Source organism: Micromonospora musae, from assembly GCF_003626545.1.
Classification (GTDB): Bacteria; Actinomycetota; Actinomycetes; order Mycobacteriales; family Micromonosporaceae; genus Micromonospora; species Micromonospora musae.
The window spans coordinates 171,141-193,323 of record NZ_RAZS01000011.1; the positions used below are offsets into that span (position 1 = coordinate 171,141).

Annotated in this window: 23 protein-coding genes; 8 read left to right on the forward strand and 15 right to left on the reverse strand. The window is 73.5% G+C overall.

What is annotated here, in order from left to right:
• Window positions 1–14: 14 nt before the first annotated feature.
• Window positions 15–1,295, reverse strand: a complete 1,281-nt coding sequence (locus D7147_RS26280; RefSeq protein ID WP_120682291.1) for a cupin domain-containing protein — start codon at window positions 1,293–1,295, stop codon at window positions 15–17.
• 3 nt (window positions 1,296–1,298) lie between these two features.
• Window positions 1,299–1,589 (reverse strand): hypothetical protein, encoded by a 291-nt coding sequence (locus D7147_RS26285; RefSeq protein WP_120682293.1) that lies wholly within the window; start codon window positions 1,587–1,589, stop codon window positions 1,299–1,301.
• Window positions 1,590–1,805: 216 nt separating this feature from the next.
• On the opposite strand from D7147_RS26285, the gene D7147_RS26290 reads away from it, so the two are divergent.
• Together D7147_RS26290 and D7147_RS26295 are read left to right on the forward strand one after the other, a co-directional pair.
• Window positions 1,806–2,555, forward strand: coding sequence for a PIG-L deacetylase family protein (locus D7147_RS26290; protein WP_120682462.1), 750 nt, complete (start codon window positions 1,806–1,808; stop codon window positions 2,553–2,555).
• A 7-nt stretch (window positions 2,556–2,562) separates the two neighbouring features.
• On the forward strand, window positions 2,563–3,315 hold the full coding sequence (locus D7147_RS26295; protein WP_120682295.1) for a DUF72 domain-containing protein: 753 nt from the start codon (window positions 2,563–2,565) through the stop codon (window positions 3,313–3,315).
• Window positions 3,316–3,351: 36 nt separating this feature from the next.
• Here the strand turns inward: D7147_RS26295 and D7147_RS26300 are convergent, their stop codons facing one another.
• The 8 genes from D7147_RS26300 to D7147_RS26340 form a co-directional block, all read right to left on the reverse strand.
• Window positions 3,352–3,780 (reverse strand): DUF2267 domain-containing protein, encoded by a 429-nt coding sequence (locus D7147_RS26300; protein ID WP_120682297.1) that lies wholly within the window; start codon window positions 3,778–3,780, stop codon window positions 3,352–3,354.
• Window positions 3,781–4,087: 307 nt separating this feature from the next.
• Entirely contained in the window at window positions 4,088–4,960 is an 873-nt protein-coding gene (locus D7147_RS26310) for a DUF72 domain-containing protein (RefSeq protein WP_120682301.1), read from the reverse strand.
• 48 nt (window positions 4,961–5,008) lie between these two features.
• Entirely contained in the window at window positions 5,009–5,407 is a 399-nt protein-coding gene (locus D7147_RS26315; RefSeq protein WP_120682303.1) for a TraR/DksA family transcriptional regulator, read from the reverse strand.
• Between the two features lie 180 nt (window positions 5,408–5,587).
• Entirely contained in the window at window positions 5,588–6,235 is a 648-nt protein-coding gene (locus D7147_RS26320) for a nucleoside/nucleotide kinase family protein (RefSeq protein WP_120682305.1), read from the reverse strand.
• A gap of 29 nt (window positions 6,236–6,264) precedes the next feature.
• Window positions 6,265–6,867, reverse strand: a complete 603-nt coding sequence (locus tag D7147_RS26325) for a winged helix-turn-helix domain-containing protein (RefSeq protein WP_120682307.1) — start codon at window positions 6,865–6,867, stop codon at window positions 6,265–6,267.
• 296 nt (window positions 6,868–7,163) lie between these two features.
• Window positions 7,164–7,646 (reverse strand): rhodanese-like domain-containing protein, encoded by a 483-nt coding sequence (locus D7147_RS26330; protein ID WP_120682309.1) that lies wholly within the window; start codon window positions 7,644–7,646, stop codon window positions 7,164–7,166.
• Window positions 7,647–7,756: 110 nt separating this feature from the next.
• Window positions 7,757–8,212: a cysteine dioxygenase gene (locus D7147_RS26335; protein ID WP_120682311.1), complete on the reverse strand. Its 456-nt coding sequence runs from the start codon at window positions 8,210–8,212 to the stop codon at window positions 7,757–7,759.
• Between the two features lie 111 nt (window positions 8,213–8,323).
• On the reverse strand, window positions 8,324–8,701 hold the full coding sequence (locus D7147_RS26340) for a cupin domain-containing protein (RefSeq protein WP_120682313.1): 378 nt from the start codon (window positions 8,699–8,701) through the stop codon (window positions 8,324–8,326).
• Between the two features lie 143 nt (window positions 8,702–8,844).
• Here D7147_RS26340 and D7147_RS26345 point away from each other — a divergent pair, with 143 nt between their 5' ends.
• Window positions 8,845–9,792 carry a DUF3500 domain-containing protein gene (locus D7147_RS26345; RefSeq protein WP_199734273.1) on the forward strand — a complete coding sequence of 316 codons (948 nt, stop codon included), beginning with the start codon at window positions 8,845–8,847 and terminating at the stop codon, window positions 9,790–9,792.
• A 43-nt stretch (window positions 9,793–9,835) separates the two neighbouring features.
• Here D7147_RS26345 and D7147_RS26350 read toward each other — a convergent pair whose 3' ends face one another.
• The 5 genes from D7147_RS26350 to D7147_RS26370 form a co-directional block, all read right to left on the reverse strand.
• On the reverse strand, window positions 9,836–10,351 hold the full coding sequence (locus D7147_RS26350) for a DUF2231 domain-containing protein (RefSeq protein WP_120682317.1): 516 nt from the start codon (window positions 10,349–10,351) through the stop codon (window positions 9,836–9,838).
• A gap of 96 nt (window positions 10,352–10,447) precedes the next feature.
• Window positions 10,448–11,188, reverse strand: coding sequence for a GAF and ANTAR domain-containing protein (locus D7147_RS26355; protein ID WP_120682319.1), 741 nt, complete (start codon window positions 11,186–11,188; stop codon window positions 10,448–10,450).
• A 182-nt stretch (window positions 11,189–11,370) separates the two neighbouring features.
• A complete protein-coding gene (gene secA2, locus D7147_RS26360; protein ID WP_120682321.1) occupies window positions 11,371–13,662 on the reverse strand; it encodes an accessory Sec system translocase SecA2 in 2,292 nt (763 codons plus the stop codon).
• A gap of 80 nt (window positions 13,663–13,742) precedes the next feature.
• Window positions 13,743–14,831, reverse strand: a complete 1,089-nt coding sequence (locus tag D7147_RS26365) for a zinc-dependent alcohol dehydrogenase (protein WP_120682324.1) — start codon at window positions 14,829–14,831, stop codon at window positions 13,743–13,745.
• Window positions 14,824–15,834: a Gfo/Idh/MocA family protein gene (locus D7147_RS26370; RefSeq protein WP_120682326.1), complete on the reverse strand. Its 1,011-nt coding sequence runs from the start codon at window positions 15,832–15,834 to the stop codon at window positions 14,824–14,826. The genes D7147_RS26365 and D7147_RS26370 overlap by 8 nt, the downstream gene beginning before the upstream one ends.
• Before the next feature lie 222 nt (window positions 15,835–16,056).
• Between D7147_RS26370 and D7147_RS26375 the strand changes: the two genes are divergently transcribed.
• The 5 genes from D7147_RS26375 (at window position 16,057) to ctaD (ending at window position 21,902) form a co-directional block, all read left to right on the forward strand.
• Complete coding sequence (locus tag D7147_RS26375) at window positions 16,057–17,040, forward strand: glucosyl-3-phosphoglycerate synthase (RefSeq protein ID WP_233563489.1); 984 nt, start codon at window positions 16,057–16,059, stop codon at window positions 17,038–17,040.
• Window positions 17,041–17,224: 184 nt separating this feature from the next.
• Window positions 17,225–18,382: a glycosyltransferase gene (locus D7147_RS26380; RefSeq protein ID WP_120682328.1), complete on the forward strand. Its 1,158-nt coding sequence runs from the start codon at window positions 17,225–17,227 to the stop codon at window positions 18,380–18,382.
• A 131-nt stretch (window positions 18,383–18,513) separates the two neighbouring features.
• Entirely contained in the window at window positions 18,514–18,975 is a 462-nt protein-coding gene (locus D7147_RS26385) for a DUF4383 domain-containing protein (RefSeq protein WP_120682330.1), read from the forward strand.
• 79 nt (window positions 18,976–19,054) lie between these two features.
• The gene (locus D7147_RS26390) at window positions 19,055–19,783 is read left to right on the forward strand and encodes an STAS domain-containing protein (RefSeq protein ID WP_120682332.1); all 729 of its coding nucleotides are present in this window, start codon (window positions 19,055–19,057) and stop codon (window positions 19,781–19,783) included.
• A gap of 115 nt (window positions 19,784–19,898) precedes the next feature.
• The gene (ctaD, locus tag D7147_RS26395; protein WP_120682334.1) at window positions 19,899–21,902 is read left to right on the forward strand and encodes an aa3-type cytochrome oxidase subunit I; all 2,004 of its coding nucleotides are present in this window, start codon (window positions 19,899–19,901) and stop codon (window positions 21,900–21,902) included.
• Window positions 21,903–22,183 lie beyond the last annotated feature (281 nt).

Below are 22,183 nucleotides of genomic sequence, written 5' to 3' on the forward strand. Positions count from 1 at the left end.
GTCGGCTGCTCGGCTCAGCCGGGGACGACCACCGCCTCGCGGAGCAGTCGGCGGGCCAGCACGAGCCGGTCGGCGTCGTCCGGCAGGCCGGGCAGGTCCCCGACCCGGCCGACCGCGCCGGTGAGCAGGGCGCGGACCGCCGGTTCGCACTCGGCGGGCAGGCTGACGGTCCGGTCGAACAAGCGCAGCGCGACCCGGTCCGCGGCCTCGGGGACGAGCTGCCAACGGAGCCCGGGACGCAGGGTGAGTCGGCTGTCGACGTCGAGGGTGTCGATGGCGGCGGCCTGGGCGAGCGGGCGGATCGGCGCCGGGCGCGCGGCCGGCCAGGACCGCCGCCGCAGCCGGTCGGCGAGCGCGGTCGGGTCGACGCGCAGCAGCCAGTCCCGCAGCGCCTCGACCGTCTCGGTGAGCTCCGGCTCGACGGCGTCCGGGTCGGACAGGTCGATGCCGAGCGGCAGGCCGGCCCGCAGTCGGCGGTCCTCGACGGCGAGCGCCAGCAGCTCCTCGACCAGCGCATAGCGGGTGAGGGCGCGCACGCCGACGGTCAGGTGCAGCGACGAGGACTCCTGGGCCTGCGCGCTGTGCAGCCAGCCGCGGGGCAGGTAGAGCGCGTCCCCCGGGGCGAGCACCACGTCCAGCGCGGCCGGCCCCTGCGCGGTGGCGGCCACCTCGTCGGCCCGGCCGCCCCAGGGCTGCTTCTCCAGCGGGTCGGGCAGCACCGGCGGGTGGATCCGCCAGTGTTTGCGGCCGTCGACCTGCAGGACGAAGACGTCGTGCGTGTCGTAGTGGGTGGCGAAGCCCTGGTTCCCGGCCGGGGTGAGGTACGCGTTGACCTGCAACGGCTGGCCGAGCGCGAGACCCAGGTCGCGGGCGAAGTCGATCAGTGGCGGCCAGTTGCGGTGCAGGCCCTGCAGCACCAGGGTCGCGCCGGCGGCGTACTGCTCCAGCACCCGCTCGTCGAGCACCTGGTCGCCGATCTCGGCTCCGGCGCCGCCGCCGCCGGTCCAGCGGACCGGCGGCACGAGTTCCCCGTCGCGGGCGATGCGCAGGAAGGGGGTGCGCAGGCCGCGCCGGCTGAGCAGCTCGTCGGCGTCGCCAGGGCTGAACAGGTCGGTGAAGCCGGCCGGGTCGGGTAGCTCGTCGGCGCGGGAGAGCAGTGGGGTCTGGCCCCAGTGCGCGGCGGCGAACTTCGCCGGTTCGACGGCCACGCACCGGGCGAGCGCCGCGGACGCGCTCGCGGGCTGCGCCGCCGGGCGGCCGTGGCCGCCCGGCGGGTCGAGCTGCGTGACGGCCATCGCTCAGCGGGCGGGGCCGTCGGCGCCGCCGTCCTGTTTGCCGGGGGTCGCGCCCCCGTCGGCCGGTCCCTCCGCCCCACCGTCGGCGCCGCCGTCCTGCTTGCCGGGCGTCGCACCGCCGTCCGCCGGTCCCTCCGCGCCCTGGTCCGCGCCGCGGTCCATGCCGCGTTCGGCGCCCTGGTCGGCGCTGCCGTCCGCGCCGCCGTCCCGCTTGCCCGGCGTCGCGCCACCGTCGGCGGGGCCCTCGTCGCCTCCGGCGCCCATGGTGGTCATGTCGTCGTCGCTGAGTGCCATCGGTGCTCCCTCGTGCCGGCCCCGCCGTACGCCGGGGTCTCTGTGCAGCGAGTGCTACCCCCACGCTCGCTTCCTAACCTCACGGTAGACGTCCGACATGGCGGACATCGGTGGTTCGGGGTCAGCGTGGGACGGGCCGCCGAACGCCGGTCTCGGCGGCAGCGGGGAGACGGCCGCGGTGGCAGGATGGGGCGGACGAAGGCGCAGGAGGTGTCGATGACCGAGCCAGCCGTGACTCCACTCGAACCGGTGACCGAGCAGTGGCAGCGGGCCCTGGCCGTGGTGGCCCACCCCGACGACCTGGAGTTCGGCGTGGCGGCGGCCGTGGCGCGCTGGACGGGGCAGGGCAAGCAGGTCGTCTACTGCCTGGTCACCAGCGGCGAGGCCGGTATCGACGGGCTGGCGCCGGAGCAGGCCCGCCGGGTCCGCGAGCAGGAGCAGCGGGCGTCGGCGGCGCTCGTCGGGGTCGACACGGTCGAGTTCCTCGGCCTGCCCGACGGGATCCTGGAGTACGGTGTGCCGCTGCGCCGGGCCCTCGCCGAGGTGGTGCGCCGGCACCGTCCGGAGATCGTCATCACGAACAACTTCCGCGACACCTGGGACGGCGCGTACGCGCTGAACCAGGCCGACCACATCGCCACCGGCCGGGCGACGCTGGACGCGGCGCGTGACGCGGGCAACCGCTGGATCTTCCCGGAGCAGTTGACCGACGGGGTGCAGCGGTGGGACGGGGTGCGGGAGGTCTGGGCCGCCGGATCGCCGCAGGCGACGCACGGGGTGGACGTCACCGCGACGTTCGCGCAGGGGGTCGAGTCGCTACGGGCGCACTCGGCGTACCTGACCGGGTTGGGCGACGGCGGCTTCGACGCCGAGGAGTTCCTGGAGGGTTTCGCCCGGCCGATCGGCACCCGGCTCGGGGTCCGCTACGGTGCCGCGTTCGAGGTCTTCCCGCTGCAGCTCTGGTAGTCCGGCGGTGATCCTGCTCGGCACGTCGGGCTGGCAGTACCGCGACTGGCGGGGCCGGTTCTACCCCGACGGCCTGCCGCAGCGGCTCTGGCTGGAGCACTTCGCCGAACGGTTCGCCACGGTGGAGGTGAACAACGCCTTCTACCGGCTGCCGGAGCGGGACACGTTCGCGGCGTGGCGCGCCCGTACGCCCGACGACTTCTGCGTGGCGGTGAAGATGAGCCGCTACCTCACCCACATCAAGCGCCTGCGGGATCCGGCCGAGCCGGTGTACCGGTTCCTCGACCGGGCCTCGGCGCTCGGCGACCGGCTCGGGCCGGTGCTGCTGCAACTGCCGCCCACCCTCGCCGCGGACGTTCCGCTCCTCGACGCCACCCTGCGCCTCTTCCCACCGCAGGTGCGGGTGGCGGTGGAGCCGCGGCACACCTCCTGGTGGACCGCCGCCACCCGGGCGACGCTGGAGCGGCACCGGGCGGCGCTGGTCTGGGCGGACCGGCTCGGCCGGCCCGTGACGCCGCTGTGGCGTACCACGGACTTCGGCTACCTGCGCCTGCACGAGGGGCGGGCCCGCCCGCACCCGCGCTACGGCCGGGCCGCCCTGACGTCGTGGGTGCGCCGGCTCGCCGATACGTTCGGCGACGCGCCCGTGTACGTCTACTTCAACAACGACCCGGGCGGCGCGGCGATCGCCGACGCGGTCGCCTTCGCCGCCCGGTGTCGCCGGGACGGACTTCAGGTGAGCCGCGTCCCGGCGGGGTGACCCGCCCGCCCCGGGTCGGGGCGGGCCGGCGTCACCTCACGGCATCATCCGGGCGAGATCCCGCGGCATGGTGTCCTTGACGTCTTCCCACTCACCCTGGGTGACGTGCCGGCGCAGCGTGTCGAGCACCACCTGCACGACCCGCTCGGTGCCGCCCTGCACGTCGTACGGGAAGCCCTGCCGCACCTCGTAGAGGAAGTCCTCCCGGTTCAACTTCACCGGTACGTCGGACGGCTTCCACCCGTCGAAGTAGATGCCCCGGACGAGGATCGGCAGTTGCTGCGCGAACTCGACGCTCTCCTGCACCGGCATCCGGTCCCGCAGCAGGTGCAGCACGGTGCGCAACGCGGCATAGGACTGGTTGCGCTGCTCCTTGGGCCAGCCGTAGGCGCTCTCGATGTCCTTCAGGATCAGGTTCGTCTTGTCCAGCGAGGACTCGACCGCAGATATGAACTGCTCAGCCATCTTCCCACCCCCGTTCGTCGTTGACCCAGCGTCGATCGTCGTCGCGCCGCGGCGGCCCCGCCGGGCCGGGCCGGGCCCGAAGGGGGCTCCGTCGACCCGCCTGCCGGGCTGCGCGCGTGTCACGCGACCCACCGACCACGTGCAGCACGGCCCCGCGTCGCGGATCCATCACCACCCGAGCCGTCATTGCCGGTCACCTCCTCGTGGTGCGCCGGTCGCCGCACCGACCGCACGCAGCCTCCACGGTGTCCCGCGCCCGGGTGACTCGTCCTCACCCTTCGCGGGTGACCCGGCTGGGCGGCCGGCATCACTCCGCCCCGAGCAGGCCGGCGAGGGTGGCCGCGTTGGTCTGCGCGTAGTCCCGATAACAGTTGTTCATGAGCACGTGGGTCCGCTGGGCGGAGTCGGCCAGCTCGCGCAGCTTCGGCGCCCAGTCGCGCAACTCCCGGTCGGAGTAGTGGTAGCCGAACTTCTCGTGGATGTCGGTGCTCGTCCACTTGTCGCTGTGCCCGTGGAACCGCACCACCGCGAGGTCGGCGGTCGCCGCCAGCACCGGCGGCACCGAGGAGCGGTGCCCCTGGGGCATGTCGACGCAGACGTACGGCAGGCGGTGCTTGCGCAGGAACTCCACCGTCTCGTCCCGGTTGTCGCCGTCGAACCAGGAGGCGTGCCGGAACTCGTACACCGGCCGCAGCGGAGAGCAGCGCTTCGCGACCTCCAGCAGGTACTGCTTGTTGTCCCGCTTGATGGTGAACCAGGGTGGGAACTGGAACAGCAGCGCGCCGAGCTTCCCCACCTCGACGAGCGGGTCGAGCGCCGAGAGGAAACGCGTCCACACCTCCTCGTACGCCTGCGGGGCGAGGTCGTCGGGGTAGACGTTGCGCTTCTCGGTCTCCGGTCGCAGGTCCTTGTAGAGGGCGTTGACCCGGGTCGGATGTCGGGTCAGCAGGCTGAACGCCTTGACGTTGAAGGTGAAGCCGGCCGGGGTGCGCTCGGCCCAGAGCCGCGCGGTCCGCTCCGCGGGCGGTGAGTAGTAGGTGGCGTCCACCTCGACCAGCGGGAACTGCCGGGCGTAGTACGCGAGCCGCTTCTCCGGCGTGTCGGCGGTCTGCGGATACCAGCCGGAGTCCAGCAGCGTCCGGTCGGTCCAGGAGGCGGTGCCCACCAGGATGTCACCCATCTGTGGAGTTCACCGCGTTCCGGACCGACCGGCAACCGGACGCTGCGGTCAGGCCGCCCGCCGCTCGCGGGTCTGCTTGCAGGTGACGCAGGTGGTGGCGGAGGGGAAGATCTCCAGCCGCTCCACGGGAATCGGCGCCGTGCAGCCTTCGCAGAAACCGTAGGTGCCCTCTTCGAGCCGGGCGAGGGCGTGCTCGTACTGGGCGCGGCGGTCGAGGATCGTACGCAGCAACGACTGCGCGGTGTCCCGCTCGGCGGTCTTGGTTCCACTGTCGGCCTGGTCGTCGCCGGCGGTGTCGCCGACCTCGACCAGCCGCAGTACCTGACTCTGCAGCACCGCCTGCTCGTACTCCGCGGACAGCTCGTCGTAGCGCGATTGGAGGGACTGCCGGATCTTCCCGGTCTCCGCCTCGGTTCGGCCCGTTCCTACCGTGTCGTGGACGAGCATCGCTGCCTGCCTTTCCTGCCTCTGGTCAACCGGGGGCCCGGCGCGCGGCGGCCCCGGTCACGGTCGCGTCCGGTGCACGGGCGATCACCCGTGCGCTGTGAGCCGGGCGAATACCCACCGGATCCGGCGATCAAACCGGGGATTTTCCGGTCAGGCGAGGTCGTTCGGGGCACCGGTTTTTCAGGCTGGTGCCGCGTACTCGACGAGGGCGGGGTGACGGGGGTCGTCGACGCGTACCACGACGTCGGCGAAGGAGGCCGGGGCGACTTCGGCGGCGTACCTGTCGAAGGCCGGCAGCGTCCACTGCTCGTCGGCGTCGGTGCGTCGGTGCAGGGCCGCCGGGGAGAGCAGCAGGTGGACGGTGACGTCGAGGGGCAGGCCGCCCCCGAGCAGCAGCGGACCGCTGAGCAGCACGACGCCGCCGGGTGGCAGTTCGACGTACGCCGCCCGGCTGGCGCGGTCGGCGGTGGCGTCCCAGAGCGACGGCAGCAGACGGCCGGAGCCGCCCGGCCCGGCCGGGTCGAGCACCTCCCGGCGTAGCCCGGCCTCGTCCGTCCAGCCCTCGTAGTAGGCGTCCGGGTTCCTCCGACCGTGTTCGAGCCGGACGGAGGCGGGCCGCAGGAAGTTCTCGGCGCGTACGTGCAGCACCGGGCGACCCCGCGCGCGCAGCGGGTCGACGAGCGCGGCGGCGAGTTCCTCCGGTCGCGCGGCGCCCGGACCGTCGACGCCCACCCGCAGCCGGCCGGGCGGTGCGGTGTCGGCCTGCGCGGCGAGCCGGTCGGCCAGCTCGGTGACGAGTCGCTCGGGCGAGATGGGGCGGATGCGCACGCCACCATCCTGCCTGGCGGTGGTGGCGGTCAGCCGCTGCGGTCGAGGGTGACCCGGGCGTCGTCGGCGAGCCGGTAGCCGACGCCGTAGACCGTGGTGACCAGTGGAACGTCGACGCCGACCTTGCCGCGCAACCGGCGTACGTGCACGTCGACGGTGCGTACGCCGGCGTGCTCGTAGCCCCAGACGGCGTTGAGCAGTTGCAGCCGGGTGAAGACCCGGCGCGGGTGGGCGACGAGGTGCAGCAGCAGGTCGAATTCGAGCCGGGTCAGCGGCAGCGGCTCGCCGTCGCGCAGCACCGAACGGGACGAGGCGAGGATGTGCAGGGCGGGGGCGGCGGCGAGCGAGCGGGACGCCGCCCGGTTGGCCGGTACGTCGACTCGCCGCTCGGTGGTGGGGGCGGGCAGGGTCACGGTGCATTCGCCCCGCTCGATCAGCTCGCGGGCGGCGTCGAGCAGTCGGCGGGCCGGCGGGGTCAGCGACTCCTCGCACGTCAGCGGGATGGAGAGGGTGACGGTGAGCACCGGCGCGGGCGTGTTCGCCGGGCGGCGTTGACCGCCGGGAGGCCGGCCGGGTACCACGGGTTGGGCCGTATGCCATCCGGCGCGCGACGAGGCGGGGCTGACCGACATGGTCCTCCTTGGCTGGTCGGGAGATCTCCCCACGGCCCGGGACGCCGCTTCATCGATGCTTCCCGGCACCCGTGCGAGGGTCAAGAGGCCGCTACGTTGCATGAATGTGACATTTGACGAACACATCGGAGCCGAATGCTCGCTCTGCGTACGAGGTTTGATGATTACAGCAGAGTCGCCCGGATGACCCGATACAGGGGGTCCCCACCGGGTTCACATTCGGTCACCGGCGGCCGGAGAGGTGGGCCAGCTCCACCTGGGCACGCTCCCAAGAGGAGCGACAGTCGCGATGGGCGTCAGCGGCGGGCCACACCGGCGGCCATCGGGAGCGGCGACGCCGGCAGCGGGGTCGGGCCGAGGGCCGGCAGGCCGGCGATGCGCCAGGCGGCGAAGCCGCCCACCACGTCGGTGGCGCGCCGGAGCCCGAGGTCCTTCAGCGCGGCGGCGGCCAGCGAGGAGGTGTAACCCTCCTGACAGAGGATCACCACCGGCAGGTCGTAGCCGACGGCCTGGGGCAGCCGGGCGGGACAGCGCGGGTCGAAGCGCCACTCGAGGACGTTGCGCTCCACGGCGAGGGAGCCCGGGACGGTGCCGTGCGCGGCGCGCTGCGCGGCCGGCCGGATGTCGACCAGCAGGGCGCCCGCCCGGTGAGCCAGGTGCGCCCGCTCGGGATCGAGACGGTCGAGCCGGGCTCGGGCGGCGGCCAGGATCTCGTCGATTCCTCGGGAGCCCGGCGGGGGAACCGGAGCGGGCGAGTCGGTGGTGCGGGGCTGGTGCACGAGGGTTCCTTCCGACGAGGACGGACCGGCGGACGCGAGGCGGGGGCGCCGAAGGTGTGACTGGGCGTGCCGCGCACCGGCGTCGGTGCCGGCCCGAGAGCAGACCGGGATCACCAGGCCACGCCCGCCTCGGCCACCTCGGCGACCCGCAGCCGGCCGCCGGTGAGGTGGTAGCGGGTCATCCGGCGCAGCGCGGGCCGGTAGACGTGCACGCTGACGGCCGGAACGTCACCCCGGTTGGTCACGGCGTGCACGTGCCGGGAGCCGAAGCGGCGAGCGGAGCCGGCGGGGAGCCGGTGCGGGCGCAGCCGCCCGCCGGCGACCGTCTCCTCGGTGAGCACACCCGCCACGACGAGGAAGGCGCCCGCCGACCCGCCGTGGTCGTGCAGGTCGGCGCCCTGCCCGGGCAGCCAGCTCAGCGCCCACACCTCGTGGTCGGCGTCCGCGGCGAGCCGGGCGTACCAGCGCTGCACGGGGTCGAAGCGCAGCGGCACCGGCCAGCCGGCCGGTTCGGCCGCCCACCGGGCGGCGACGGCGAGCGGGTCGGGTTCGGAGCGGCGGCTCATGGCGTCCTCACGGGTCCGGCGGTACGGCCACCTCGAACTCTAGTCGGGAAAACCTATAGGTTTAGTAGGTATTTCGAATGCTGAGACAGCACCTCTCACGACGAGGGCCGGTCAGCGCAGGACGGGCGGCTCCACCCGGTAGCCCGGCACGGAGGGCCAGCGGACGGTGAGCACCACGGACTCCTGCTCGGCGAACCAGGAATGGTCGACCCCGGGACCCCACACGACGTAGTCACCGGGTGCGCCGAGCACCACCGTACGATCGCGCAACTCGACCCGGAAACGACCGCTGACCAGCACCAGCAGGGCCGTACGCTGCTCTCCGGTCGCCCACCGGGCCCGGGTCTCCCCCGGCGGATGCACCCCCCACTTGATCTCGACGTCGGTGCTGTGCCGGACCTCGCCCTTCGGCATGAAGTGCCCGAGCAGCCAGCCGCCGTTGGTGGCGCCGTCGGCCCCGGCGTTGCCCACGTAGACCGTCTCGTCCATCGTCCTCCCCCAAACGCCGCAGACCGTATCAAGCGCGCCGGGATCTTCGACCCGGCCCGGACCGGCATCCGCGGCGACCTCGATGCCGGCAAGGGCGGGGTGTCCGCGAGCGGGCCGTGACCGGGCCCGGGTATACAGGGGCGGTGGAAGATCCGCTACCCGAGCAGATGCGAGCGGCGGCCGGCACGCTGCTGTCGGCGCTCGACGAGCCGGCGAGGGCCGGCGTCTCCTACCGCTTCGACGACACCGGCGCCCGGCGCTGGCTGGAGTACCGCCCCCGGCCCCGGCCTGGGGTGTGCCTGGACGACCTCGACCGCGCCGGGCGCAAGGCCGCGCACCGGCTGCTGGCTACCGCGCTGAGCCCCGCCGCGTACGCCCAGGCGATGGCGATCGTCGCGCTCGAGGAGGTGCTCGACCGGGCCGAGGGCTGGCGGCTGGGCCGGCACAGCGGCGACTACTGGGTGGCGATCTTCGGGGACCCGGAGCGCGACGACCGCTGGGCGTGGCGGATCGAGGGGCACCACCTCTCGGTCAGCATGACCGTGGCGGACGGTCAGGTCTCCCCCGCGCCGATCTTCTTCGGCGCGAACCCGGCGGCCGTACGCCACGCCGGGCACCCGGTCTCCCGCCCGCTCGGCGTCGAGGAGGACCTGGCGCGGGCGTTGCTGGAAGCGATGGGCCCGGCGGCCCGCGACGCGGCGATCATCGCCGACCGGGCGCCCGACGACATCATCAGCGCCACCCGGCCCCGGGTCGACGGCCCGCTGGAGCCGCTCGGCGTGCCGGCGGACCGGCTCGGGCCGACCGGACGGGCGCTGCTGGGGCAGCTGCTCGCCGTCTACCTGGATCGGCTCCCACCGGAGCTGGCGGTCCGCGAGGCGCGCCGGCTCGACGGCCGCGAGCTGCACTTCGCCTGGGCCGGCCCGACCGGCACCGGCCAGCGGCACTACTACCGGGTCCAGGGCGACGACCTGCTGATCGAGTACGACAACACCTCCGACGACGGCAACCACGCGCACACCGTGCTGCGCCGCCCGGGCAGCGACTTCGGCCAGGACGTGCTGGCCGCGCACCGGACCGACGCCCACTGACGCCGCCCGCCCGATCAGGGGCGGCGGGCCTCGGACCGGCGGGTCAGGGTGTGCCGACCTCCGGGCTGGGACGGACGATCTCCGGAGCCGTTCCGGTCACCGCGCCCAGGGCGTCGAAGGTGGTGGCCTCGGCCCGTCCCTCGTCGAACCGGCGCACCAGCCGGGCGCCGAGGCGTACCCCCACCGCGCCGACGCCGAGCGCCACCAGCTCGGTGGCGAGCAGCACGGGTGACGCGCCGTTCTGCGGGGCGTCCGCCCGGATCAGGCAGACGAGCAGGAACAACCCGGCCATCGCCAGGTTCACCAGGTTGAAGGCGATGGCGGTGCGCCGGGTCCGGTCGCCGGGCACGTCCCACAGGTCGACCATGCCGGCCACCGCCGCGAGCGCGGCGGCGACCAGGGCGGCCACCGCACTCCAGTAGCCGACCTCGCCGAGGAACGCCGGCCCGCCCAGCACGTCGGCCAGGTCGAAGATGACTGCGGTGGCGAAGAGCCCGTACGGGAACGTCACCAGCATCGGTTGGATCGGGTGCCCCTGGACCCGCAGCCGGCTCTGCATCGTTCCCTCCCCGGGTTCGCGGCGCGTGAACCCAGAGTGCTACCCGGGCGCACGCGGGGTGAAACGACGCGCGGTGGGAGGAGGGTGCGAAGCGGCTCAGTTGTCCCGGGCGCGGGAGACCGTCCGGACCAGCCGCTGCGCCACTTCCCGTAGCGGGATGTCCAGCGAGGCCGCGGCGCTGCGCAGCACCTCGAGCGCCTCCTCGGCCGGGCAGCCACGCTGAGTCATGATCACCCCGATGGCCTGCCCGACGACCCCGCCGTCGAGCAGGGAGGAGTCGCGCTCGTCGGCGACCTCGAGCTGGCGGGCCCGGTCCCGGACGGCGGCCAGCAGCAGGCCGGCATGCTCCGCGAGCAGCATCGCGGTGAGTTGGTGCCCGGTGGTGAGCACGTCGGACTCGCCGGCGTACAGGTTGATCGCGCCGAGCACCTGGTCGTCGACGTCGAGCGGAGCGGAGATCACCCCGTACACGCCGAGGTCGACCGCGCGGGGCGTCCAGTCCGGCCAGCGCCGCTCACGCCCGAGGTTCTCCGACAGCACCATCTCCCGGCGGCGGATCGCGTCCATGGCCGGCGAGTCGGGGCCGTACCGGAGGTCGTCGAGGCCGGCCAGGGTCGGATCGGAGGCCGCCGCCCCGGCCGGCTGGCCGGCCCGCAGGACGGTGAAGCCGGAGAAGCTCACCCCGGCCACCGCGTCCCGGGTGATCCGGACCAGCGCGGTCAGCGCATCATCGAAATCGGTCACCGCGATAAGGCCGGCGGTGAGTTCCCGCAGCAGCGCGGCTGTCTCCAGCACGCCGACGGTGGGCACCGCCGGCTGGTCGGTGTCGAGGTTCACGGGCGTGCAGCCCCCGCCCCGCGGCCTGTCACGGCACGCCCGGCCGGTGCCATCACCTGTGTCATGTCTGCTTCTCTCCCGAGTCTTCGGACCCGCCCTACTACCCGGCGTCACCCGGGTCGAAACGGGCTGAAGCCCAGGTCCGGCCGGCGGTGCCGGCGCCGGCCGGTGCCCTGGGAACGTCAGCGGGAGGCGCCGGTGAGCCGACGCCCCACCGAGGCGATCAGCCGGTCCAGCTCCGAGCCGAACGGGTTGTCGTGCACGAGGTACGTCCAGGTGGCGCTCGGCCGGGTCAGCTCCGCCTCATCCGGCTCCCAATCCTCATCGAATTCGGTCTCGGTGAAGGTCGCGATCGTACGCGCCTCGATCTCCGGGACCAGCTCGTTGAAGGCCGGCACGGCGGCCCGGTGGAACTCGTCCAGCGGATCCAACCGGCCCAGCGCCCGCAGGTGCACGCCCTCGCGCACCTCGGAGAGTTCGGCGAGGTGCGCCGCCCAGAGCCGGTCGAGGTGGTAGAGCGCGATCGAGCGGGCCACCTTGGCGAGCAGGTCCTCGTCCATCTCGCCGGCCTTCTCGGGCATCTTGTCGAGCAGCATGAGGGCGGCCACGTCGCTGGTGAGCAGACGTTCCCGCCGCTCGGCGAGCGCCTTACGCTGCTGCTCGATCACCACGCTGTAGCGCCAGGTGTTGCGGTGGATCTCGTGGTTGACGCCTTCGGCGACCCGCTGGGCGTGCTCGACGGCGTAGTCGACCTGGTCGTCGGTGACCAGACCGTCGGCGTTCATCCGGGGCGACGGCGGGACCGCGTCGGCGGCGTGCCGGACGACCAGGTCGTCCTCGAGACTGACGAAGAAGACCGACCCACCGGGGTCGCCCTGGCGACCGGCCCGGCCGCGGAGCTGGTCGTCGACCCGCCGGCTGTCGTGCCGGCCGCTACCGATCACGTACAGGCCGCCCAGCTCGGCCACCTGCAGCCGGTCGGCCTGGTCGCTGCCGCCGAGCCGGATGTCCACACCACGACCGGCCATCTGGGTGGAGACGGTCACCGCGCCGTGCGCGCCGGCCTCGGCGATGATCGCCGCCTCCTCGTCGTCGTTCTTGGCGTTCAGCACGACGCACGACACGCCGGCGGCGTGCAGGCCCGCGGCGAGCTGCTCGGACTCCTTCACGTCGAGGGTGCCGACCAGCACCGGCCGGCCGGCGGAGTGGCAGCGCTTGATCTCGTCGATCAGCGCCTCCTCCTTCTCCGCCCGGGTGGCGTAGATGCGGTCCGGCTCGTCCTGGCGGATGCACGGGGTGTTCGGCGGGATCACCGCCACCTCGAGATCGAAGAACTCGCGCAGCTGGTCGCCGACGAGGACCGCCGTCGCGGTCATGCCGCAGACCTTCGGGTAGAGCGCGATGTACGCCTGGACGGCGATGGTGCCGAGTACCTCGCCCTCGGCCGTGGCGTCCAGCCCCTCCTTGGCCTCGACCGCCGCCTGCAGCCCGTCCGGCCAGCGCCGGCGCTGGGCCACCCGGCCGCGCATCTCGTCGATCAGCTCGACCGAGCCCTCCCGGACGATGTAGTCCACGTCGCGGTGCAGCAGCGCGTGCGCGTGCAGGGCGACGTTCACGGCGGAGAGCTGCTCGACGTGCTGCTCGTCGTAGAGGTCGATGCCGAGCTTGGCCTCGACGGCGGCGAGCCCGGCCGAGGTGAACGCGACGCTGCGGCCGTCCTCGGCGACCGTGTAGTGCCGCCCCTTGCGCAGCCCGCGCACCAGCGCGGCGGCGGCGTGCACCGGGTCCTGCTCGCCGGGGACCGCGCCGGCGAGCACCATCGGCACCCGCGCCTCGTCGATCAGGATCGAGTCGGCCTCGTCGACGATCGCGGTGGAGAGCGGCCGCTGGACGCGGTCTTCGATGTCGGTGACGAGCTGGTCGCGCAGGTAGTCGAAGCCCGCCTCACTGACCGAGACGTACGTGACGTCACAGGCGTACGCCTCGCGCCGCTCCTGCGGCGTGGAGGCCTCGTTCACCCAGCCCACGGTGAGGCCGAGCAGGGTGTAGACCGGCTCCATCCACTGGGCGTCGCGGCGGGCCAGGTAGTCGTTGACGGTGAGCACGTGCACCGGCCCGTTGCCGATCCGCACGTGCCCGTAGGCGGCCACGGTCGCGGTGAGCGTCTTGCCCTCACCGGTGGCCATCTCGGCGACCTTGCCGGAGAGCAGCGCCATCGCGCCGAGCAGCTGGACGTCGTACGGGCGCTGGTCGAGCCCACGACGGGCGGCCTCCCGGCCGATCGCGCAGATCTCCTCATAGCCCGCGGCCTGGCCGGCGGCCTCGGTGAGCTCGGCGTCGTCAAGCGCGCGGAGGTCCCCCTCGCGCGCCTCGATCGCCGGCAGCAGCTTCTCCAGCGGAGCGAGGTCCACCGTCGTCCCCGGGCGCTGGAGGAACCGCCGGAACCTGCTCTTGAACCGTTGCGAGACACCCATGAGCGGCAACGGTACGCGAACCCGGGGGGCTTCCGCGTCCCGCCCGGGCGGCATGTCGCATCCGCGCGGTGACCGGTCGGTCACACCGCGAGGACGACCTGCAGCTCCCGCCTGCGGCGCTCGGCGAGATCGGTCAACAGAGCAGGGGCGTCGTCGAACGGCACCACCGCCGTGACGAGGTGCTTGCGGATCACGTCGCCGTCCCCGCGCAGCAGGTCGATCGTCTCCGCCGAGAGGCGCTCCCGGTCCCAGACCGAGCCCAGCCCACGGGGGACCCGGCCGATCTGGGCGCACCGGACGGAGAGGCCGTTGTGGTGAAATTCCTCGCCGAGCCGGACGCTCTCCGCCCCACCCTGGTAGAAGGCCAGGTCGATCACGGCGCCCTGCGGGCGGAGCAGGCGCAGCGCCAGGTTCAGCGCCCAGGCCTGTCCCCGGCACTGGAACACGACGTCGGCGCCGCGGTCGCCGGCCGTGTGCGCCCAGCGGGTCTTGAGCACCACGGCCGGATCGTCGGCGTCCGGGTCGAGGGTCTCCAGCCCGAGCGCCTCGGCGGCCTGGCGGCGCTGCGGCGTCGGGTCCAGCACCACCACCGAGGCGGCGCCGTGGCGCCGGGCGAGCAGGGCGGTGAGCAGGCCCACCACGCCGCCGCCGACGACCGCCACGCGCCGTCCGCGGACCCCGTCCCCGAGGGAGCGCACGTCGCTGCCGTGCAGCTCGGCCGCGGCGTGCAGCAGCCCGTTGGCGCAGATCGGACCCATGTGCGCCACGTAGACGCCGAGCAGCGGGTCCAGGTCGGCGGGGAGCGGCACGAAACGCTCGGCGAGCGGGTCGGCGACCCAGCCGGTGCGGTGGCCGTAGGTCATCGCACCGACCGAGCCCTCGGCGACGGCGGGGGTCGCGCTCTCCACCACCCGGCCCACCTGCATGTAGCCCAGCCGGGTCACCGGGTACGGGGTGCTCGGCTCGCCCGGCCGGAACAGGCCGAGGTCGGCGTCCCAGGTGACGTTGAGGTAGGGGTTCGTGCCCTTGACGTAGCTGAGCTCGGTGCCCGCGGAGACCCCGCTGAACAGCGTCCGCACCCGGAACGTGCCCGGGCGCAGCGGCGCGGGGTCCTGCTCGACGAGGCCCACCCGACCGGGCGCCTCGACCACCACCACCCGGTCACGCATCGACGGTCACCCCGGCGCTCTCCAGCGTCGTCGTGGCCGGCGCGTCGAGGCGTACCGGCCGGCCGGTGCGGGCCGAGTCGGCCACCGCCAGCGCGAGCCGGTGGGTGGCGAGCGCCTCCGCGTACGGCACGCGCACGTCGTCGCCGATGCCGCGGACCGCGTCGACGAAGGCCCGGTCGACGGCCGTCCGGGCGGTCTCCGGGTCGGCGGGCAGCCGGCGCTCCCCGTCGGCGTCGCAGACCAGCAGCCCCTCCTCGGTCAGCGTCAACGCCAGACCGTCGGCGAGGATCTCCAGCCCGGCCCGGTGCTTCCAGCCGAGCACGCAGGCGGCGCTGAGGGTGCCCACGGCGCCCCCGGCGAAGCGCAGGGTGGCGGCGGTCACCGAGTCGACGTCCGCCCCGTCGACCGGTGGTGGGGCGCCGTCGCCGTACGCGGTCACCTCGGTGGCCTCGCCGACCAGCAGCCGGATCAGGTCCAGCACGTGGGCGGCCTGCTCCACCACCTGGCCGCCGGAGCGGTCCCGCCGGCTCCACCACTCGACCGGTGGAACCTTGTCCCACCAGGCGCCGGAGACCATCCGGACGGTACGGCCGGCGAGCAGGTCCCGGGCGTGCTGCACCACCGGCAGGTACCGCCAGTGGTGGCCGACCGCGGTGAGCAGCCCGCGCCGGGCGACCATGCCGGCGATCCGCTCGGCGGTGACCAGGTCCACGGCGACCGGCTTCTCCACGAACATCGGCACCCCGGCGGCGACCACGGCCTCCTCGACCGCGCCGTGCGCGAACGGCGGCACGCAGACGTACACGGCGTCCGGCCGGGCCGCGAGCAGGGCCTCGACGTCGGGGTAGGTCCGGCTGCCGTGCAGGCCGGCGAGCGCGGCGGCCGCGGCGGGCCGTACGTCCGTCACCCCGATCAGCTCCGTGTCGTCGAACCCGGCCAGTACCCGGGCGTGACGCTGCGCCACCCCGCCGGCCCCGACCAACCCCACCCGGCACCTGTCCATGGCCCCGCCTCTCCGCCCGATCCCGCACGTTGTGCGGCAAGCACTCCCCGCGCGGCCGTTCGGTCAAACGTCCACCGCGCGTGGTCCCCGGCAGGAACGTCGCGATCCCGCTGTTGGGCATGATTGGTTAGCGCGAGGCCGGCGGTGGGAAAAAGGACGTTCGTTCTCGCCACGATCTGGGGGGTGCCCGTGCGGCAGACTGATTCGAGCGTCTCACCGGTGGTGGAGGCCTGGGCCACCTACCGCACCACCTCGGCGGCCGACTGGAACGCCCGGCGTCTGCTACGGGCCAAGGGCGAGACCCGCGTGAGTGTGGTGCTGCCCGCGCGCAACGAGGAGGCGACCGTCGGCGCGATCGTGTCGACGATCCGTGAACACCTGGTGGACCGGGTCGCCCTGGTCGACGAGCTCATCGTGGTGGACTCCCGGTCCACCGACCGGACCGCGCAGGTGGCCCGGGCCGCGGGCGCGGAGGTGGTCGGTCAGGACGAGATGACCCGCGGGCTGCCCCGCCTCGCCGGCAAGGGCGACGCGCTCTGGGCGGGTCTCGCCGCCGCGGGGGGTGACGTGGTGGCCTTCGTCGACGCCGACCTGCGGGAGTTCCGTCCGCACTTCGTGACCGGGCTGCTCGGCCCGCTGCTCACCGACTCCTCGGTCGACTTCGTCAAGGGCTTCTACCACCGCCCCCTGGTCGGTACGACGAGCGTGGAGCCCGACGGCGGTGGGCGGGTGACGGAGCTGATGGCCCGGCCGCTGCTGAACCTCTTCTGGCCGGAGCTGGCGGGCTTCGTGCAGCCCCTCGCCGGTGAGTACGCGGGCCGGCGCGACGTGCTGGCCCAGGTGCCCTTCGTCTCCGGTTACGGGGTGGAGACGGCGATGCTCATCGACCTGCTGGAGCTGGTGGGGCTCGACGCGCTGGCGCAGGTCGACCTCGGCGAGCGCAAGCACCGGCACCAGGACACGGCGGCGCTGGGCCGGATGTCCGCGCAGATCCTGCTGACCGTCTGGTCCCGGCTGCAGCGGCGGGGCTGGGCGGCCCCGGGCGTCGACCCGACCCCGCTGCTGACCCAGTTCCGCCGGGGCGGCTCGGAGGGGCTGCCGAACCTGGAGCGGGAGATCGTGGTCAGCGACGTCTCCGTCCAGGAGCGGCCGCCCCTGGCGGAGCTGCAGGACCGGCTGCCGGGCCGACGGGTGGCGGCGGCGTGACCGCCGGGCCGGTTCGGCGCGGCCGTCGCAGGGTCTCCGGTGTCCCGCACGGCAAGTCGACAGGTGTTCCGCGCGGCACGTCGACAGGTGTCCCGCGCGGCACGTCGACAGGTGTCCCGCACGACACGTCGATCGGTGTTCCGGCCGCCGCCGGTGCCGTCGCCCGGGAGAGGGGCCGGGCCCGATGAGCCTCACCGTACTGATGAACGCCGGTCCGTGGCTCTCCGTCCCGCCGCCCGGCTACGGCGGCATCGAGAACGTGATCGCGACCCTGGTGCCGGAGCTGCGCCGCCTCGGCGTCCGGGTGGTGCTCGCCTCGGTCGGCGAGAGCACCCTGCCGGTCGACGAGCTGGTGTCGGTCTTTCCCGACGGGCAGTTCGGCGCCCTGCAACGGCCGTACAACCAGGTGTGCGGCGTCGCCCAGGCGCACCTGGCCAGGGTGGTCCGAGAGCTGCGCGCCCGCGACGACATCGACCTGGTGCACGACCACGTCGAGGCGGTGGGGTTGGCCACCCTGACCGCCATGGGCCCGGACGGGCCGCCGGCGCTGCACACGCTGCACTGGGACCTGGCCAAGCATCCCGCCCTCTACGGCAACCTGGACGGCGGGGACCGGGTCCGGGTCAACGGGGTCTCCGCGTCGCAGCTGGCCCGCGCCCCCCGCGCCCTGCGGGACCACTCGGTGGGGCACGTGCACCTCTCCACCCCGCTCGCGGTGGGAGCGGAGCGCCGGTCCCGGCCGGAGAAGGGCGAGCACGTGGTGGTGCTCGGCCGGATCAACCCGGGCAAGGGGCAGGACCTGGGCGCGCGGCTGGCCCGGCAGGTGGGTTTCCCGCTGGTGCTGGCCGGACCGGTGGGGCCGTACCACCGGCCGGAGGACCTCGCCGCCGCCGGTGCGGAGGCCCGGCAGAACCCGGACGTGCGCTTCTTCCACGACGAGGTCGCGCCGCACCTGGACGGCGAGCTGGTCCGCTGGGTCGGGACAGTCGCCGGGCGGGAGCGCGACGACCTGCTCGCCGGGGCCCGCGCGGCGCTCTTCCCGCTGCGGTGGGAGGAGCCCGGCGGCACCGCGGTGGTCGAGGCGCTGGCGTTGGGCACCCCCGTGGTCGCCACCGCGCGAGGCTGCCTGCCCGAGCTCGTCGAGCACGGCCGTACGGGGCTGCTCACCACCGACGAGGAGGAGCTGGGTGAGCTGGTGCTCGCCGCCGGCCTGCTCGACCCGGACGAGTGTCGCCGGGAGGCGGCGGCCCGCTTCACCCCGGCCGTGATGGCCGAGCGGTACCTCGCGCTCTACGAACGGGTCCGGCACCTGACCCCGGCCGCCGACCTGCAGCCGGCCTGACCCGGACCGCGGCGGATCCCCGATCGACGGCGGAGCCGGGGGCCCGTCCGGCCCGCCCCCGACCCTCGGTTTGGGCGGCCGGTTCGCGGGTAGCCGCGGCTGGCCGAGGGCGGTGGCGGGAGGAGGCGTCGGTGATCGGACCGCTGGCGCACTCCCGAGCCCGACCCAATCCGGCCGACGGTAAGGCGCCGGTGCGCCGGGCCGCCGGCGTGGTGGCTGTCGTCTTCGTCGTCATCGGGGTGCTCGGCTTCGTACCGGGTGTCACCAACCCCTACGACGAGCTGCGCTTCGCCGGGCACCACTCGGGGGCCGCGCTCTTCGACACGTTCCAGGTGTCGGTGCTGCACAACCTCGTCCACCTCGCGTTCGGGGTGGCCGGGCTGGTGCTCTCGCGGACGGTCACCCGGGCCCGGGCCTACCTCGTCGGCGGCGGGGCCGTCTACCTCGTGCTGTGGCTCTACGGCGTGGTGATGGACGCCAGCAGTGGGGCGAACTTCCTCCCGCTCAACGACGCCGACAACTGGCTGCATCTGGGTCTCGGCCTCGGCATGGTCGCGCTCGGCCTGTCGACGGCCCGGCGAGCGCCGGGGTGACGGCGTCGACGGTTTCGTCGATTCGGGCCGAGGGTATTTCCTGAGTCCCACCGATGAGACGCGAAAGGGTTGGGGCCAGATGTCGAGCCGGATCACCTGCGAGGTGCACGACGAATCGCCGGTCACCGTCGTCCGGCTCGCCGGGACTCTCGACCTGGCGACGATGCGGTCGGTGTACCGCCGGCTGGACGCCTGCCTGGCCGCCCAGCCCGACGCACTCGTGGTCGACCTGGGCGCGGTGGCCGTACGGGACCGGTTGGCGCTCGCCGTCTTCGCCGCGACGTTCCGCCGGGCCGAGGAGTGGCCGGCCGTACCCGTGGTGCTCTGCGCCCCGCCCCCGAACACCACGCGCTGGCTGGCCGAGACGACCGCGTGCCGGGTGTTGCCGGTGCGGCGGGACTGCGCCGAGGCGACCCGGGCGGCCGGGGAAGCCGCCGCACCCCGGCTGCGGGCCCGGCTCGAACCGGTCGCCGAGGCGTGCCGGCGGGCCCGCGAGTTGGTGGTCGACGCCTGCGCCCGGTGGCAGCTGCCGGAGGTCGCCGGGCCCGCCTCGGTGGTGCTCAGCGAGCTGGTCGGCAACGTGGTCCGGCACGCCGGCACCCCGATGCAGGTCACGCTGACGCTACGCCGGCCGTATCTGCACATCGCGGTCGTCGACGGCAGCCGGCGGGCCGTGCGTACGCGCGTCCCGGACGCGCGGTCGGAGGGTGGCCGGGGCCTGCTGCTCGTGCGTGAGCTGGCGAAGCGGTGGGGCTGCGTCCCGGCCGGGGACGGCAAGGCCGTCTGGGCGATGGTGCCGGCGACCTGACGCAACCTCGGACCCGACGTCGCGAATTGACCCGATACGCCCCTTCAGCCTGGTTTCATAGGGCAGGGGGTGGGGTAGGCACGCCCGTCCCCTTACGCGACGACGGGGTGAAGCCATGCCCAAGCGGGTCACGACGGAGCCAGGCCGAGACAGAGGACCGGCGATCCTCGCGCCGGCACAGTTCGGCGGCTATCCCGGCTCGTTCCGCGAAGTGGTCCGCGGTAGCACCATCATCAAACTCCTCGGCACCACCGACGCCAAGCTCATCGGCCTGATGTACCTCACGACGTCGTTCGCCTTCTACGTGATCGGCGGCGTGATGGCGATGCTCATGCGAGGGGAGCTGGCCCGGCCCGGGCTGCAGTTCCTCTCCCCCGAGCAGTACAACCAGCTCTTCACCATGCACGGCACGATCATGCTGCTGCTCTTCGCCACCCCGTTGGTCTTCGCGTTCGGCAACTACGTCGTACCCCTCCAGATCGGCGCCCCCGACGTCTCGTTCCCCCGGCTCAACGCGCTCGCGTACTGGCTCTACCTGTTCGGCGGGTCGATCGTGGTCGGGGGCTTCCTCGTCCCGGGCGGCGCGGCCGACTTCGGCTGGTTCGCCTACGCGCCCCTCTCCGACATCGAGCACTCCCCCGGCATCGGCGGGAACATGTGGCTCATCGGTCTGGTCGTCTCCGGGCTGGGCACCATCCTCGGCGCGGTCAACATGATCACCACGATCCTGACCCTGCGCGCACCCGGGATGACGATGTTCCGGATGCCGATCTTCACCTGGAACATCCTGCTCACCAGTGTGCTGGTGATCCTGGTCTTCCCGCTGCTCGCCGCGGCGCTGCTCGCGCTCGGCGCGGACCGGCTGCTCAACGCGCACGTCTTCGACGCGGCCACCGGCGGACCGATGCTCTGGCAGCACCTGTTCTGGTTCTTCGGCCATCCCGAGGTCTACATCGTGGCGCTGCCGTTCTTCGGCATCATCACCGAGATCATTCCCGTCTTCTCCCGCAAACCGATCTTCGGGTACCTGGGTCTGGTGCTCGCCACCGTCGCGATCACCGTGCTGTCGATGACCGTCTGGGCGCACCACATGTTCGCCACCGGGCAGGTGCTGCTGCCGTTCTTCAGCATCCTGAGCTATCTGATCGCCGTGCCGACCGGCGTGAAGTTCTTCAACTGGATCGGCACCATGTGGAAGGGGCAGCTCACCTTCGAGACGCCGATGCTCTTCGCGGTCGGCTTCCTGGTGACCTTCCTGCTGGGCGGGCTCACCGGGGTGCTGCTGGCCAGCCCGCCGGTGGACTTCCACGTCTCCGACTCCTACTTCGTCGTCGCCCACTTCCACTACGTCCTCTTCGGCACCATCGTCTTCGCCGCCTTCGGTGGCGTGTACTTCTGGTTCCCGAAGATGACCGGGCGGCTGCTCGACGAGCGGCTGGGCAAGGTCCACTTCTGGACGATGTTCGTCGGCTTCCACGTCACGTTCCTCGTCCAGCACTGGCTGGGCAGCGAGGGCATGCCGCGGCGCTACTCGGACTACCGGGCCGAGGACGGATTCACCGTCCTGAACACGATCTCCACCCTCGGGTCGTTCGTGCTCGGCGTCTCCACCCTGTTCTTCATCTACAACATCTGGAAGACCTGGCGGTACGGGTCGCAGGTCACGGTGGACGATCCCTGGGGGTTCGGCAACTCGCTGGAGTGGGCCACGACCTGCCCCCCGCCGCTGCGCAACTTCGACCGGATGCCCCGGATCCGCTCCGAGCGACCCGCGTTCGACGCCAAGTACGGCCCGCTCGTCTCCGACCTCGGCCGGGACCTGCCGCAGCGCACCACCCGGCCGCCGCAGGAGTTCCGTGAAGAGTTCCGGCACGTCACGCAGGTGCCGGAGTCGCCCGCCGCCGAGGGCGCGCACGGCACGCACGAGGTCAACGAGTACATGCCGGCGCCGCAGTCCGGCGCCCGCCCGGTGGAGGTACCGGATCCGGAGCAGGTTCGCCGGCCGAGCTTCGAGGAGACCGACGAGCCGGACGACAATCCGCTGGGCGCGCAGCGGGCGCCGCAGGAGAACGACGAGTGGCGCCACCCGCGCAGCCACGGCGACCAGCCGGATCGGTGACGGGCGCGCCCGCGCCGACACCAAGGGGCTCTCCGCGACGCCGGACGTCGAGGAGAGCCCCTTGCGGCTGCCCGACACGTCCGGACGGGCTTCGCGGTCGGGTCGGACGGGCTTCGCGGTCACGGGTCGGACGGGCCGCGCGCGGTCACGGGTCGGACGGGCCGCGCGGTCACGGGTCGGACGGACCGCACGGTCGCGAGTCGGACGGGCGGCGCGGTCGCGAGTAGGACAGGCTGCGCGGTCGCGAGTCGGATAGACCGCGCAGCACGGGGTCGGTGGCA